Annotated in this window: 12 protein-coding genes; 9 read left to right on the plus strand and 3 right to left on the minus strand. The window is 70.0% G+C overall.

Features of this window, described 5'->3' with window-relative positions; all coding sequences use genetic code 11:
• Positions 1 to 19 precede the first annotated feature (19 nt).
• Genes ACAV_RS08430 through ACAV_RS08470 form a run of 9 tightly spaced genes read left to right on the plus strand, consistent with a single transcriptional unit; the run spans position 20 to position 8,652 of the window.
• Positions 20 to 1,078 carry a WD40/YVTN/BNR-like repeat-containing protein gene (locus ACAV_RS08430; RefSeq protein ID WP_013594144.1) on the plus strand — a complete coding sequence of 353 codons (1,059 nt, stop codon included), beginning with the start codon at positions 20 to 22 and terminating at the stop codon, positions 1,076 to 1,078.
• Positions 1,071 to 1,550 carry a VOC family protein gene (locus ACAV_RS08435; protein ID WP_013594145.1) on the plus strand — a complete coding sequence of 160 codons (480 nt, stop codon included), beginning with the start codon at positions 1,071 to 1,073 and terminating at the stop codon, positions 1,548 to 1,550. Before ACAV_RS08430 ends, ACAV_RS08435 begins: the two co-directional genes overlap by 8 nt.
• A 59-nt stretch (positions 1,551 to 1,609) precedes the next feature.
• Positions 1,610 to 2,215, plus strand: coding sequence for an amino acid synthesis family protein (locus ACAV_RS08440; RefSeq protein WP_013594146.1), 606 nt, complete (start codon positions 1,610 to 1,612; stop codon positions 2,213 to 2,215).
• A 9-nt stretch (positions 2,216 to 2,224) separates the two neighbouring features.
• Positions 2,225 to 3,085, plus strand: coding sequence for an alpha/beta fold hydrolase (locus tag ACAV_RS08445; RefSeq protein ID WP_013594147.1), 861 nt, complete (start codon positions 2,225 to 2,227; stop codon positions 3,083 to 3,085).
• Between the two features lie 22 nt (positions 3,086 to 3,107).
• Positions 3,108 to 3,404, plus strand: a complete 297-nt coding sequence (locus ACAV_RS08450) for an NIPSNAP family protein (protein WP_013594148.1) — start codon at positions 3,108 to 3,110, stop codon at positions 3,402 to 3,404.
• Positions 3,405 to 3,442: 38 nt separating this feature from the next.
• Positions 3,443 to 5,086, plus strand: coding sequence for a bifunctional 3-(3-hydroxy-phenyl)propionate/3-hydroxycinnamic acid hydroxylase (locus ACAV_RS08455; protein WP_013594149.1), 1,644 nt, complete (start codon positions 3,443 to 3,445; stop codon positions 5,084 to 5,086).
• Positions 5,087 to 5,097: 11 nt separating this feature from the next.
• Entirely contained in the window at positions 5,098 to 6,519 is a 1,422-nt protein-coding gene (locus ACAV_RS08460) for an NAD-dependent succinate-semialdehyde dehydrogenase (RefSeq protein ID WP_013594150.1), read from the plus strand.
• Positions 6,520 to 6,542: 23 nt separating this feature from the next.
• Positions 6,543 to 7,991, plus strand: coding sequence for an NAD-dependent succinate-semialdehyde dehydrogenase (locus ACAV_RS08465; RefSeq protein ID WP_013594151.1), 1,449 nt, complete (start codon positions 6,543 to 6,545; stop codon positions 7,989 to 7,991).
• 46 nt (positions 7,992 to 8,037) lie between these two features.
• Positions 8,038 to 8,652, plus strand: a complete 615-nt coding sequence (locus ACAV_RS08470) for a nitroreductase family protein (RefSeq protein WP_013594152.1) — start codon at positions 8,038 to 8,040, stop codon at positions 8,650 to 8,652.
• Between the two features lie 86 nt (positions 8,653 to 8,738).
• Here the strand turns inward: ACAV_RS08470 and ACAV_RS08475 are convergent, their stop codons facing one another.
• The 3 genes from ACAV_RS08475 to ACAV_RS08485 are packed head-to-tail and all read right to left on the minus strand — an operon-like array spanning position 8,739 to position 13,844.
• Positions 8,739 to 9,743, minus strand: a complete 1,005-nt coding sequence (locus ACAV_RS08475) for a WD40/YVTN/BNR-like repeat-containing protein (RefSeq protein ID WP_013594153.1) — start codon at positions 9,741 to 9,743, stop codon at positions 8,739 to 8,741.
• Positions 9,744 to 9,764: 21 nt separating this feature from the next.
• Positions 9,765 to 12,155 (minus strand): efflux RND transporter permease subunit, encoded by a 2,391-nt coding sequence (locus ACAV_RS08480; protein WP_041828657.1) that lies wholly within the window; start codon positions 12,153 to 12,155, stop codon positions 9,765 to 9,767.
• Positions 12,156 to 12,194: 39 nt separating this feature from the next.
• Positions 12,195 to 13,844 (minus strand): DUF1302 domain-containing protein, encoded by a 1,650-nt coding sequence (locus ACAV_RS08485; protein ID WP_013594155.1) that lies wholly within the window; start codon positions 13,842 to 13,844, stop codon positions 12,195 to 12,197.
• Positions 13,845 to 13,851 lie beyond the last annotated feature (7 nt).

Below are 13,851 nucleotides of genomic sequence, written 5' to 3' on the forward strand. Positions count from 1 at the left end.
ATCCAGGAAGGACCCGATCATGCAGGGAACGATTCTCGTGGGGACGGCCGGGCAGGGCATCCTGCGCAGCGCGGACGACGGCGCGAGCTGGCACCGCCTCGGCCTGAAGGAGGCCATCGAATTCGACGGCGTGGTGCGCAGCCTGCTGGTGGATCCGCACGATCCGCAGCGGATCTTCGCGGGCGCGGACGCCGGCATCTGCCTGAGCGAGGATGCGGGCGCGCATTTCCGGCGCCTGGAGTCGCCGGCCAACGGCATGCACGTGTGGGCGCTGGCGATCGATCCGCGCGATGCGCGCGTCATCTACGCGGGCACGGGCGCGCCGTCGCGGGCGGTGATGTTCCGCTCGCTGGACGGTGGCGCCAGCTGGACGCGCCTGCCCATCGAGCTGCCGGAGTTCTGCGCGGGCGTGAACCGCCCCCGCATCCTCGCGATCGCGGTGGACCCGGACGACGGCTCCGTCTGGTTCGGCGTGGAAGAAGGCGGCGCCTGGCACAGCACCGACCGCGGCGACACCTGGCGGCGCGTGGACGATGCGGAGAGCGGCATCGCCAACAGCGACATCCATTGCATTCGCATCCTGCCGGCCGCGGCCGGCCAGCCGAAAACGCACATCATCGCCACGGTCAATTCGGTCTATACGAGCACCGAGGGGCCGGCCGGGCCCTGGGCCGCGGAGAGTTCCGCCGACCGATTCGACGGCATGTACTACACGCGCATCCTCACGCCGCTGGAAGGCGACCGCGAGGTGCTGCTGGCGGCCATCGGCGACGGCACGCCGGGCACGCGCACGCAAATCTACCGCTCGCAGGACCGCGGCCGGACCTGGGCCCCGTCGCTGCTGCATGCCGTGCCCAACTCGACGTTCTGGGCGCTGGGCACGCATGCCGCCGATCCGGACCTCGTGTTCGCGGGCACCAAGTACGGCCATCTCTTCCGCTCCATGGACGGGGGGCGGAGCTGGTTCAAGGACTGGCGCGATTTCAGCGAGATCACGGCCGTGGCGTGGACCCCTGTCGCCGCCGCCGTGAAGGCCCACCCGAAGTCCACTCTCGGAGCGAAGCCCCACCATGACTGACGCCCAGGCCGGGGTGGTGCGACCCCGCATCCGACGCACCCACCTGTCGCTGTTCGTGACCGACCCGTTCGCCTCGGCCGCCTGGTACGAGCGCATCCTGGGCATGCAGGAAACCGCCCGGGGCGAGCGCTGGGTGTTCATGAGCTTCGGCCGCAAGCACCACGACATCGCCCTGATCAAGCCCGAGCCCGGGCAGGTGGTGGGCGGCTGCGCGCTGCAGCACTATGGCCTGGAGATCGAGGGCGACATGGACGAGCTGCGCCGGCTCTACGGCCAGTTGCTGCGTGCCGGCGTGGAGGTGGTGAAGACCACCGACCACAAGGTGGGCTACGGCCTCTATTTCAACGACCCGGACGGGCACCGCTTCGAATTCTTCCTGGAGATGGTGCACGACGACGAGGAGGGCAAGCGCGTGCTGCAGGCCCACCACGCGCCCAGCGAGCCGTTCCGGCTCGAGCCGCTGTTCGACTGACGCGGCCCGCGCCGGATTCCGTCCTCCCTTCCATTCCCCTCCATTCCTTCCACACCATCATGACCAAGGCTGCCAATTTCAGCGTCTTCCATATCCGCAAGTGGTATCTCCAGATCGAGGACACCCTGGCCGGCGAGACCGGTGCGCCCGCGGACGGCGAACCGCTGCGCAAGATCGTCATCGCCGCGTGCCTCCACAACCCGTTCGCTGGCCGCTACGAGCCGGACCTGTCGTCCTGGATCGATCCTTCCCCGGAGCTGGGCCGCGAGTTCGGCCGCCGCATCCAGGAAGCCGCCGCGGGCCGCGCGATCGAGAGCTACGGCAAGGCGATCGTGGTGGGCATCGACGGCGAGTACGAGCACGGCAATGCGCTGCTGACCAACCCCGCGGCCAATCCCATCCGCGACGCCATCGGGGGCGGAAAGTCCTGGGTGCCGTCGTCCGGCAAGCGTGGTGGCCCGGGCACCTCGATCGACATCCCGCTCGCGCACAAGGATGCGTTGTACGTGCGCTCGCACTACGACACCGTCACTGCGCAGTTCGCGGACGGCCCCAACCGCGACGAGGTGGTGCTGATCTGGGCCTTCGCCACCCGCGGCCGGCTCAATGCCCGCCTGGGCGGACTGAAAGCCTCGGAAATCCAGGGCCGGGACGGCCTGGTCTGAGGGCGGGCCATGGAACGGCGCGAACAGGTGATGTCCCTCCAGGGGCTGCGGTTCCACCTCACCGAGTGGGGCAGCCCGGCGGCCCGGCCCGTGGTGATGCTGCACGGCATCCGCGGCTATGCCGAGACCTTCGCGGGCCTGGCCGCAGCGCTGCAGCCGGATTTCCGCGTGATCGCCTTCGACCAGCGGGGGCGCGGCCAGACCGACTGGGATCCGGCGGGCAACTACTACACGGACACCTACGTGGCCGACCTGGAGGGCATCGTGGATGCGCTGGGCCTGGACGCCTTCGACCTGCTGGGCCATTCGATGGGCGGGATGAACGCCATCGTCTATGCGGGCCGGCACCGGGAGCGCGTGCGGCGGCTGGTGATCGAGGATGCCGGCCCGGGCGCCTTCGATGCCAGCGAGGGCGCGACCCGCATCCGCAGGGAGCTGGCCATGACGCCCGCGTCCTTCCCGGACTGGGAGGCGGCGGCGGACTTCATGCGTGCGCTGCGGCCCACGGTGACCGAGGAGGCACGCCTGCAGCGGCTGCAGAGCATGCTCTCGCCGCTGCCGCAGGGCGGCTTCACCTGGCGCTACGACCATGCGGGCATCACCGCGACGCGGCTGCATCCCGATCCCACGCGGGCGGTGGACCTGGAGGCCAGCCTGCGCGCGATCGCGTGCCCCACGCTGGTGGTGCGGGGCGGGCGCTCCGACTACCTGCAGCCGGCCATGGCCGAGCGCATGCGCGCGCTGAACCCGCGCATCGAGGCCATCGAGATCCCGGATGCCGGGCACTACATCCACGACGACCAGTCGGCGCTTTTCGCGCAGGCGGTGGCCGGATTCCTGCGGAGCGCGGCGGTCCGCGAAGCCGCCTGATCCACTGAAAAGAAAGAGCCTCATGATCCATGAAATCCGCACCTACACGCTGGTGCCCGGCGGCACGCGCGAGTACCTGCGCCTGTACAACGAAGCGGGCCGCGAAGTGCAGACCCGCCTGCTGGGCGGCCTGGTGGCGGTGCTCACGCCGGAGAGCGGCGACCTGAACCAGCTCATCTACCACTGGGTCTTCGACAGCTACGAGGAGCGCGTGCGCCGCCGCGCCCAACTGATCGCCGACCCGGCCTTCACCGAGTTCCGCAAGTCGGTGCGCCACCTGCTGGTGAGCCAGGACAGCCGGCTGCTCAGCCCGGCCTGAACGGCCCGGGGCGTGTGTCCACGAAAGGCTGCAAGGCAATGACATTTCCCACTGAAGTCCAGGTCCTCGTCGTCGGCGCGGGGCCGGTCGGGGCCACGATCGCGAACTTGCTGGGCGGCTACGGCGTGTCCGTGCTGGCCGTGGACCGCAGCCCGCAGGTGCTCGACTATCCGCGCGCGGTCGGGCTCGACGACGAGGCGCTGCGCACCTTCCAGGCGGCGGGCCTCGCAGAGCGCATGCTGCGCGACATGATCCAGAACGTGCCCATGCGCATGTACACCGCGTCGCGCCGCTGCTTCGCGGAGATCCTGCCCAGCACGCGCGAGTTCGGCTGGTTCCGGCGCAATCTGTTTTCCCAGCCGCTGGGCGAGGCGGTGCTGCGCGAAGGGCTGCAGCGATTTGCGCATGTGCACCTGTGCCTGGAGACGGAGCTGCTGGACCTGCAGCAGGATGCGCATGGCGTGACTGCGGTGCTGCGCGACGCGCAGGGGGCGGAGCACCGGGTGCGCGCGGGGTACCTGGTCGGATGCGACGGCGGGCGCAGCCGCGTGCGCGAGGGCATCCTGAAACTGCCTTTCGAGGGGCGCACCCATCCCGCGAAGTGGGTGGTCATCGAGTGCGACCAGGATCCGCTGGACGCGCCCTACACGGCGCTGCACTGCGACCCCGAGCGGCCCTACGTGTGCCTGCGCCTGCCGTACGGCCTGCGCCGCTGGGAATTCATGCTGTTTCCCGGCGAGGACGGCGAGCAGATGCTGGCTCCGGCCAAGGTGCGCGAACTGCTGGGCCGGCACGTGGCGCGGCCGGAGTCGCTGAACGTGATCCGGGCGCGTGTCTATACCCACAACTCGCGCGTGGCGGGATCTTTCGTGGTCGGGCGCGTGTGCCTGGCGGGCGATGCAGCGCACATCACCCCGCCCTGGATCGGCCAGGGGCTGAACGCAGGGCTGCGCGATGCGTTCAACCTGTCGTGGAAGCTCGCCTGGATCCTGCAGGGGCGCCTGCGCCCCGAGCTGCTCTCGAGCTACCACGACGAACGCCATGCGCATGCCAGGGCGATGATCGACCTCGCGGACCTGTTCGGGGCCATGCTGTCGCAGCGCAACCGGGCCCTGGCCTGGCTGCGCGACCGCTTCTTCCTGTCGGTGCGCAACATCCCGCGGGTGCGCGACTACGTGCTGCAGATGAAGTTCAAGCCCATGCCGCGCTTCACGCGGGGCATTGTGCAGGACAGCGGAGACGCGCGGCGCGACGAGGTGGTGGGCCGCATGTTCATCCAGCCCGTGGTGGAGTGCGCGCCCGGCCGCCACCAGCGCCTGGACGACGTGGTCGGCCCGCGCTTCGCGGTGCTGAGCTGGTGCGAGGACGCGCTGGCCGATGCGCCCGCAGAGTTGCTGGAGCAACTGGAACGGCTGGGCTGCGGGCGCTACGTGGCGGTGCGCTCGCGCGGCGCCGCGGCGGATGCCTGCACGCCGGCCCGCGGAGGACGCATCGAGGACGTGGAGAACACGCTGCATTTCTGGTTCCAGGACCGGGGCGTGGACTGGGTGCTGATCCGACCCGACCGCTTCGTGGCGGCCGCCGGCCGCCGGGGCGATGCGGTCGCGCAGCTCGCGGCGTTTTGCCAGGCCGTGCTGCCGCCCGTGCTCCAGCCCCTGGCAGAGCCGGCCCTGCCGGCGTGAAAGATTCCGAGATGTATCCCGAACTTTCCCTGTTCATCGGCGGCTGCTTCCAGGGTGGAGGTGCCGGGCAGCCCGTGCACGATCCGGCCACGCTCGAGGTGCTGGGGCACCTGCCCTGGGCCGGCCCTGCCGAGGTCGATGCAGCCATCGAGGCGGCGTACCGCGCCTTTCCCGACTGGCGCGACAGCTCGCCGATGGAGCGGTCCGCCGTGCTGCGCAAGGCCGCCGGCCTCGCGCGCGAGCGGGCCCAGGACATCGGCCGCGGCATCACCATGGACAACGGCAAGCCCCTGGCCGAGGCCGTGGCCGAGGTGCTCAACGCCGCGGAGCACCTGGAGTGGCACGCGGAGGAATGCCGGCGCATCTACGGCCGCGTGGTACCGCCGCGCCATCCGTCGGTGCGGCAGTGGGTGGTGCGCGAACCCGCCGGCGTGGTGGCTGCGTTCAGCCCCTGGAACTTTCCTTTCGGCCAGGCCGCGAAGAAGCTGGCCGCCGCGCTGGGCGCGGGTTGCACGGTGGTGCTCAAGGGGCCCGAGGAGTCGCCGAGCGCCATCGTCGCGCTGGCGCGGCTGTTCCACGACGCCGGCCTGCCCGCCGGGGCGCTCAACCTGGTGTGGGGCGTACCGGCGGACATCTCCCGCCAGTTGATCGAATCGCCGCGCGTGCGGGTCGTGTCTTTCACCGGTTCGGTGCCCGTGGGCCGGCAGATCGCCGCCCTGGCCGGAACCCACCTCAAGCGCACCACGATGGAGCTGGGCGGACATGCCCCCGTACTGGTGTTCGACGATGCCGACGTGGACGAGGCCGCCGCCGCGCTGGCGCGCATGAAGGTGCGCAACGCCGGGCAGGTGTGCGTGTCGCCCTCGCGCTTTTTCGTGCAATCCGGCATCTACGACCGGTTCGCCGATCGTTTCATGGACGCGCTGGGCACGGTGAAGATGGGCCCCGGCCTGGAGGAGGGCGTGCAGATGGGGCCGCTCATCCATGCGCGCCGGCTGCAGGCGGTGCAGGGGCTGGTGGACGATGCCGTCGGCGCGGGCGCGAAGGCGTTCACCGGCGGACAGCGCGTGCGTGGGCGCGGCCACTTCCTGGCCCCCACCGTGCTGCGGGACGTGCCCCCGGGCGCGCGCATCCTGCGGGAGGAGCCCTTCGGCCCCCTGGCGGTACTCGCACGCTTCGACACCGTGGACGATGCGTTGCGCCAGGCCAATGCGCTGCCCTTCGGGCTGGCGTCGTACGTCTTCACGCAATCGCTGCCGGTGTCCACGCGCGTGGCGCGCGGACTGGAGGCCGGCATGGTCAACATCAACCATTCCGGCATGGCCCATCCCGAGCTGCCCTTCGGCGGCGTGAAGGACAGCGGCTTCGGCAGCGAGGGCGGCACCGAGTCCTTCGACAGCTTTCTCGTGACCAAGATGGTCACCCAACTCTGAGCCGGCATGGCACGGCTTCCTCTATGTTGAACCTGCAAGATCCTTCCCTGCTGCGCGACCGCTGCTTCGTGGACGGCCGCTGGACCGCCAGCGAGCGCTCCCTGGCCGTGGCCGACCCTGCCACCGGCGCCACCGTGGGCCACGTGCCCCGCATGGGCCCTGCGGAAACCCGCGAGGCCATCGATGCGGCGCACCGCGCATGGCCCGCGTGGCGCGCGCGCACCGCCGGCGAGCGTGCCGCGCTGCTCGCGCGCTGGCATGCGCTGATCCTGGCGAACCAGGACGATCTGGCGCGCATCATGACTGCGGAGCAGGGCAAGCCCCTGGCCGAGGCGCGCGGCGAGATCGGCTACGCGGCTTCCTTCATCCAGTGGTTCGCCGAGGAGGCCAAGCGTGTCTATGGCGAGACCGTTCCCGCGCCCGTGGCCTCGCAGCGCATCGTGGTGGTCCGGGAGCCCGTGGGCGTGTGCGCCGCCATCACGCCGTGGAACTTTCCTGCCGCGATGATCACCCGCAAGGCCGGGCCGGCCCTGGCGGCCGGCTGCACCATCGTCGTGAAGCCCGCCAGCCAGACACCGCTCACCGCGCTCGCCCTGGCGGTGCTGGCCGAGCGCGCGGGGATGCCCCCGGGCGTGCTGTCGGTGGTGACCGGACCGGCCGGAGAGGTCGGCACCGAGCTGGCGACGAATCCGCTGGTGCGCAAGCTGAGCTTCACCGGCTCCACCGAGGTGGGCCGGCACCTGATGCAGCAGACGGCGGCCACGGTGAAGAAGGTGTCGATGGAGCTGGGCGGGAACGCGCCCTTCATCGTGTTCGACGATGCCGACCTGGACGCCGCAGTGGAGCGCGCCCTGGTCTCGAAGTTCCGCAATGCCGGCCAGACCTGCGTGTGCGCCAACCGGCTCTACGTGCACGCGCGCGTGTACGACGCGTTCGCTCGCAAGCTCGTGGAGGCCCTGCGGGCGCTGCGTGTCGGCCCGGGCGCCGAAGAGGGCGTGCGGATCGGCCCGCTGATCGACGAGGCCGCGGTGCGCAAGGTGGAGGAGCACATCGCGGACGCCGTCGCCGGCGGCGCGCAGGTGGCCCTGGGCGGGCGGCGCCATGCGCTGGGCCGCAGCTTCTTCGAGCCGACGGTGCTCACGGGCGTGACGCAGGGCATGCGCGTGGCGCGCGAGGAAACCTTCGGGCCGCTGGCGCCGCTGTTCCGCTTCGAGACCGAGGACGAAGTGGTGGCGATGGCCAACGACACCGAGTTCGGACTGGCGAGCTATTTCTACGCCCGCGATATCGGCCGCGCATGGCGAGTGGCCGAGCGCCTGGAGTACGGCATGGTGGGCGTGAACACGGGACTGATCTCCAACGAGGTCGCTCCGTTCGGCGGCATCAAGCAGTCCGGCCTGGGGCGCGAGGGCTCGCGCCATGGCATGGACGATTACCTCACCCTCAAGTACATCAACATGGCCGGCATCTGACGCGGCCCGCGAGCGCTCTTTTCTTTCAAGCAACCAGGAGTTTTCCATGTCCCAGTCGCTCTCGTCCCGGCAGCCCGACCATGCGATCCACAGCGTGTTCACCGACCGGTGGTCGCCCCGTGCCTTCACCGGCGAGCCCATTCCCGAGTCCGGCCTGCTGGCCTTGCTCGAGGCGGCCCGCTGGGCACCTTCGGCCTACAACGCCCAGCCGTGGCGGTTCATCTATGCCCGGCGCGATACCCCGAGCTGGGATCCCATCTTCCAGGCGCTGGAGCCTTTCAACCAGGGATGGGCCCAGCGGGCGGCCGCCCTGGTGGTGATCGTCTCGGCCGAGCAGGCCGTGTTCCCGGGCGAATCCGCGCCCGCGCCGAATGCCTGGCATGCCTTCGATGCGGGTGCCGCCTGGGCCAACCTTGCGCTGCAGGCGACGCTATCGGGCTGGTCGGCCCATGCCATGGCCGGCTTCGATGCCGCCCTCGTGCGGGAGGCGGCGGCCATTCCCGGGGGCTATGCGGTCCAGGCGGTGGTGGCGATAGGCCGGCGCGGTGACAAGGGCGTGCTGCCCGAAGGCCTGCAGTCGCGCGAGTCGCCCAACGGCCGCCTGCCGCTGGCGCAACTGGCCTCGGAAGGGCGCTTTCCTGCAGGGGCTGCGGGCGCCTGACATTCCGCAGGCTGTCTCCTGCCCGGCCCATGGGCTGCCCGCGGTGCCGTGCCTGGCGCCGCGGGTTTTCTTTTGCCTGCGTGGCGTCAGCGGGCGGTGGCGGGCGTCGCGACCGGCCCCTGCCGCGAATAGAACACATCGGGCCGGTCCGGAGTGCCGGCACCGGCCACCACGCTGGTCAGGGCCAGCCGGTCCGGCCGGACTTCGGTGGAGAAGGTGGCGCCGCCGTCGGTGCTGCGCAGCACCAACCCGTCCAGGCCAGCACCCACGACGGTGCTGCCGCGGGCTTGCAGCGCGGTGATGGAGGACTGGCTGTGCGTTTCCACGCGCTGCCAGGTGCGGCCGTCGTCGCCGCTGCGGTAGAGGGAGCCGCGCAGGCCGGCCGCCAGCAGCGTGCCGTCCGGCGTGGCCGCCCCGGTCCAGAACGAACCCTGGTATCCGGTGGGAAGATAGGTCCAGCTGCGGCCCTGGTCGTCCGAGCGCAGCACATTGCCTTTCTCTGCGGCGGCGAACAGCCGGCCACGGGCATCCGTGAACAGGCCCAGCAGGTTCAGGTCGGCCTTGCGGGCGCCCTCGGGCGGGGCCAGGTCCACCTTCCGCCACGTCGCCCCACCGTCGTCCGTGGTCAGCACCAGCGACCACAGGCCGACCGCCACGCCGTGGGCGGCGTCGAAGAAGTGCACGGCGAAGAGCGGGCGGTCTTCCTGCAGGTCCTTGCGCTGCAGTGTCCAGGTCTCGCCGCCGTCGGCGGTGTGCAGGATCACGCCGGCATGGCCCGCTGCCCAGCCGTTGAGCGCGTCCGCGAAGGCCACGGACGTCAGCGTCACGTCCACGGGCACCGAACGGGCCTGGCGGTGCGTGCGGCCGCCATCGTCGGACAGCAGCACCACGCCGTGGTCGCCGACCGCCACCAGCCGTGAGCCCGCCAGGGCGCTGGCCAGCACCATGGCCTGGGCGGCGTAGGTAGCCTGCCGCGCCGCGGAGATGTGCGGCATGGTCGCGGAGCCCGTGGCCGGCGCGGGCTGGGCAATGGCAGTTCCCTGCAGGCACAGGGCCGCGGACAGCAGGAGGGGGGGGATGCTGGGGCGCATGGGGCGGGTCCTGAAAAGGAGTCAATCGTGCTGCAGCCCGGTGGCCAGCACGGGCTTGCGGCGGGGAAACAGGCGTTCCAGCCAGACGGCCACCGCTGGCAGGGCCGTCATGGCCATCACCATGTTCACCATGAACATGAAGGCCAGCAGCTTGCCCATGTCGGCCTGGAACTTCAGCTGCGAGAACGACCAGGTCGCCACGCCGATGGCCAGCGTGATGGCCGTGAAGATGGTCGCCGTGCCGACCTCGAGGATGGCCGATTCCACGGCCTTGACGATGCTCTGGCCGTGGGCCAGGTGCATCAGCAGCCGGTTGTAGATGTAGAAGGCGTAGTCCACGCCGATGCCCACCGCCAGCACCATCACCGGCAGCGTGGCCACGGTCAGGCCGATCTCCAGCTCTTTCATGAACCAGTAGCCGATGAAGGTGCCCACGGTCAGGGGCAGGCAGCAGGCCACGACGGCGCGCAGGTCGCGGTAGACCAGGAACACCAGCACGATGATGGCGGCATACACGTAGAGCATCATCGGCAGTTCGCTCTTTTCCACCTCGTCGTCGATCGCCGCCAGCACGCCGGCGTTGCCTGAGGCGAGGCGGATGACGATGCCGTCCTGCCTGTCGCCTTCGCGGAAGCGCTTCACGGCGTCGATCACGCGCTGGATGGTGGCCGCCTTGTGGTCGGTCAGGAACAGGTGGACCGCCGTCATGCTGCAGTCCTTGCGCATCATCCCGGGCAGGCGGGCGATCTCGGTGGACAGGGCCGCGTAATTGCCGGGGTCCAGCGGGATCACCGCCATCTTCGGATTGCCTTCGTTGTAGCCCTCGTTGTAGAGCCGCAGCTGCCCCGCATACGAAGACACGGAGAGCACGCCCTCCACCGGCTGCATGGTCCAGGTGAAGCGGTCCTGGTATAGCCCGACATTGACGTTGCCGCAACTGTCGGGTGGCGCCTCGAAGACCACGGTCAGCCAGTCCAGGCCGGTGTCGTAGCTGCCGGAGATGGCGACCGCGTCGCGGTTGAAGCGCGAGTCCGCGCGCAACTCCGGCGCGCCGGGCTGCAGCGTGCCCACCACGCGGTCGCGGCTCTGCCAGACGGCGGCGGCGAACACCACCGCTGTGGCCGCCAGCACCAGCAGGGCGTTGCGCGGCTCGGCCACGCGGGCGAGCACCCGCAGCCAGCCTGAACGCCGCTCGCGCTGCACCAGCGCCGCGTCGGCGTAGCGCTTGCCGATGTCGAAGTACGAAGCCGCCACCGGCAGCATCACCAGGTTGGTGACGATCTTGTAGGCCACGCCCAGCGAGGCGGTGATCGCCAGCTCGCGCACCATCGGGATCGGGATGAGCAGCAGGGTGACGAACGAGACGAAGGCGGTCACCAGGGCCAGCGTGCCCGGAATCAGCAGGCCGGTGAAGCTGTCGCGGCAGGCGTCGTAGTTGGAGCGGCCGTGCGATATCTGCCGCACGATGAAGTTGATCTGCTGCACACCATGCGATACGCCGATGGCGAACACCAGGAAGGGCACGAGCACGCCGAGCGGATCCAGGCCGAAGCCGAGCAGCTTGAGCGTGCCGAACTGCCACACCAGCGAGGTGAGCGAGCACACGATCGGCAGCAGCGTGAAGCGCACCGACCGGCAGTACCAGTACACCGCCAGCGCCGTCAGCACCAGGGCGATGGCGCAGAACTTCAGCACCGAGCGCGCGCCGTCGGCGATGTCGCCGATCTGCTTGGCGAAGCCGATGATCTGGATCTCGAAATCCGCGTCCTCGAACTTCGCGCGGATGCGCTCTTCCAGCAGGTGGTTGTAGGCCACGTAGTCCAGCTTCGTGTTGTCGGCGCCCACCTCCAGCAGCTCGGCGGTGACCATGGCGCTCGTCTCGTCGCGCGAGACCAGCGTACCCACGAATCCGCCCTGCGAGGCGGCACGGCGGATGCCCGCGATGGACTCGGGCGTGAGCTGTCCGGGCGTGATGGTGCTGTCGATCAGCGGGTCGGCCCGGAAGCCTTCCTCGGTGATCTCGTTGACGAAGCTGTTGGGCGTCCAGACCGAGCGCACGCCCAGCCGCTCGACATTGGGCAGGTAGCCGACCGCCTGGGTGACCTCGTACACCCGCTGCAGCGCGGCGGGCGTCCAGATGCTGCCGTGCCGCGCCTTCACCACGATGTTCAGGCGGTTGGCGCCCAGCACGTCGTTGCGGTACTCCTTGAAGGTCTCGATGTACTCGTGCCCGACAGGCATCTGTTTCTCGAAGCCCGCGTCCATGCGCAGCTGCACCGCGAACCAGGCCATCACCACGGTGAAGAGCACCAGCGCGGCGAGCAGCACCGTCCTGTGGTGGAAGACGATCTGTTCGACGCGCTGCACGGCGCGGACAAGGGCGGACCGGGAAGGAGATGCGGAGTCGGGCACGGGCGGCTTTCGGCAGGCGGTCGGGTGGCGGGCGGGCGGTCAGAAGTTCCGCGACAGGGTGAAGCCCAGGTAGTTGCGGTCGCGCAGCGGCTGGTCGAACACCCGCTTGCCGCCGAAGAAGGCCGCATAGTTGATAGAAGCCTGCCACTTGGCCGGGTTCTGCACGAAGCTCACCGTGAGGTTGATCGACTTCGCTCCCTCCATGAGCTGGCCGGCCGCATTGGGCGTGCGGCCCTTGACGGCCTGGAAGTAGTAGATCTCGGGGATCACCTGCCAGCCGGGGATGACCGTGCCGTCGTACACCCAGCTGAAGTCCAGGTTGTATCCCCACGCCGTCTTCGAGCCCATGGGCGAGGGCGACGCCCCCGCGTCGAACTCCTGCCCCCAGCCCCAGGCGCCCGCGGAGATCGGATCGGCGCCGTACAGCTGCCTGAGGTGCGGGTAGCGCACCACCACGGTTTCCGCCATCAGGGTGGCGGTGCTGGCGCCCAGCAGGTCGAGCAGCCACTGGCCGTTGCTGGGCGTGACGCTGTAGAGGCCGGTCAGGTGCCACTGGAACTTCTTCTCGTCCACCCAGCAGTTGCCGCCCTGCGAGGCGCACCCGGTGGCGGCGGAATTCAGCGACACCGCATCGCGCGGCCGGTAGGACAGTTCCGTGCCGACGGACCAGTCGCCCACGGGCATGTTCGCGCTCACGCCGTAGAGCCGGCGGTTCTCCGCGAACGCCCATCCCGCGCGCCCCGTGCCGTTCACGTTGCTGCTGAAATTCGCACCCTTGTCCTGGTAATTCAGCACGTAGGCGCCGAGATTGAGCGAAGTGCCCTCGGGCTGGTAGCGCAGCGCCACGCCCCACTGCCCGCTGTTCCTGGGCTTGGCCTCGACGAGCCCGTAGGTGTCGTGGCCCTTGCCGAGGCCGTTGGCAGTGGACCAGTAGCTGCCCGTGGGGGGCATGTAGTTGCCGTTCCAGTGCGTCTGCACGTAGGCCTCGACATTGAGGCCGTGGCCCAGTCCGCTGGCGACGCTCACCATCGGCGCGGGCAGCAGCACCTCCTTGAGCTGGGTGCCGGGCTGCGAGGCGCGCATCACGTCCACCGCGTTCGTGCTGTTGATGCCGCCGGACAGGAACAGGCTTTCGCCCCAGTTGATCACCTGGTTGCCGACGCGCACGCGCGCGCGCTGGTCTCCGATGTCGAAGGACTTGCTCACCCACAGGTCCAGCAACCGCGCCTTGAACCGCAGGTCACGGCGCGCATCCGGCGCCAGTCCGTCCCGCAGCCCGGAAGGCGCACCCGCAGCCAGGTAGCCGGTGGTATCGGAGGCGGTGAAGTCCTTGATCCAGTTCACCCGCCCGAGGAAGGTGATGTCGGACGGCAGCTTCAGCAGCAGTTCGTGGCTGCCCTTGAGGTAGGTGGTGAAGGCATCGCCCTTGGCGTAGTTGAGGTTGCCCTGGTCGCCCAGGGCCGAGGTGGGCGCCAGGCAGCCTGCGGGTGCCCCGTCGCCGGTGGCGCCGGCGTTGACGAGTGTGCAGGCCGGGTCCTTCATGCGGATGCCGGTGCCGATGGTGACGGTCGAATCGAAGCTTCCGCGGATGTTCTCCGTCTCGAAGGTCATGGCGTCCGCGCCGGTGCCGAGCAGCGCGGCGGCGGCCAGGGCGGTCGTGCGCAGGTGCAGGGAGTGCTTGGTGGTCATGCTGTTC

This window comes from Paracidovorax avenae ATCC 19860, from assembly GCF_000176855.2.
GTDB lineage: Bacteria > Pseudomonadota > Gammaproteobacteria > Burkholderiales > Burkholderiaceae_C > Paracidovorax > Paracidovorax avenae.

What these genes read in the sequence shown, in the direction of transcription:
- ACAV_RS08435 (WP_013594145.1), top strand. Translation starts at nt 1,071, where the DNA reads ATGACTGACGCCCAGGCCGGGGTGGTGCGACCCCGCATCCGACGCACC.
- ACAV_RS08460 (WP_013594150.1), top strand. Translation starts at nt 5,098, where the DNA reads ATGTATCCCGAACTTTCCCTGTTCATCGGCGGCTGCTTCCAGGGTGGA.
- ACAV_RS08465 (WP_013594151.1), top strand. Translation starts at nt 6,543, where the DNA reads ATGTTGAACCTGCAAGATCCTTCCCTGCTGCGCGACCGCTGCTTCGTG.
- ACAV_RS08440 (WP_013594146.1), top strand. Translation starts at nt 1,610, where the DNA reads ATGACCAAGGCTGCCAATTTCAGCGTCTTCCATATCCGCAAGTGGTAT.
- ACAV_RS08485 (WP_013594155.1), bottom strand. Translation starts at nt 13,844, where the DNA reads ATGACCACCAAGCACTCCCTGCACCTGCGCACGACCGCCCTGGCCGCC.
- ACAV_RS08450 (WP_013594148.1), top strand. Translation starts at nt 3,108, where the DNA reads ATGATCCATGAAATCCGCACCTACACGCTGGTGCCCGGCGGCACGCGC.
- ACAV_RS08475 (WP_013594153.1), bottom strand. Translation starts at nt 9,743, where the DNA reads ATGCGCCCCAGCATCCCCCCCCTCCTGCTGTCCGCGGCCCTGTGCCTG.
- ACAV_RS08430 (WP_013594144.1), top strand. Translation starts at nt 20, where the DNA reads ATGCAGGGAACGATTCTCGTGGGGACGGCCGGGCAGGGCATCCTGCGC.
- ACAV_RS08445 (WP_013594147.1), top strand. Translation starts at nt 2,225, where the DNA reads ATGGAACGGCGCGAACAGGTGATGTCCCTCCAGGGGCTGCGGTTCCAC.
- ACAV_RS08455 (WP_013594149.1), top strand. Translation starts at nt 3,443, where the DNA reads ATGACATTTCCCACTGAAGTCCAGGTCCTCGTCGTCGGCGCGGGGCCG.
- ACAV_RS08470 (WP_013594152.1), top strand. Translation starts at nt 8,038, where the DNA reads ATGTCCCAGTCGCTCTCGTCCCGGCAGCCCGACCATGCGATCCACAGC.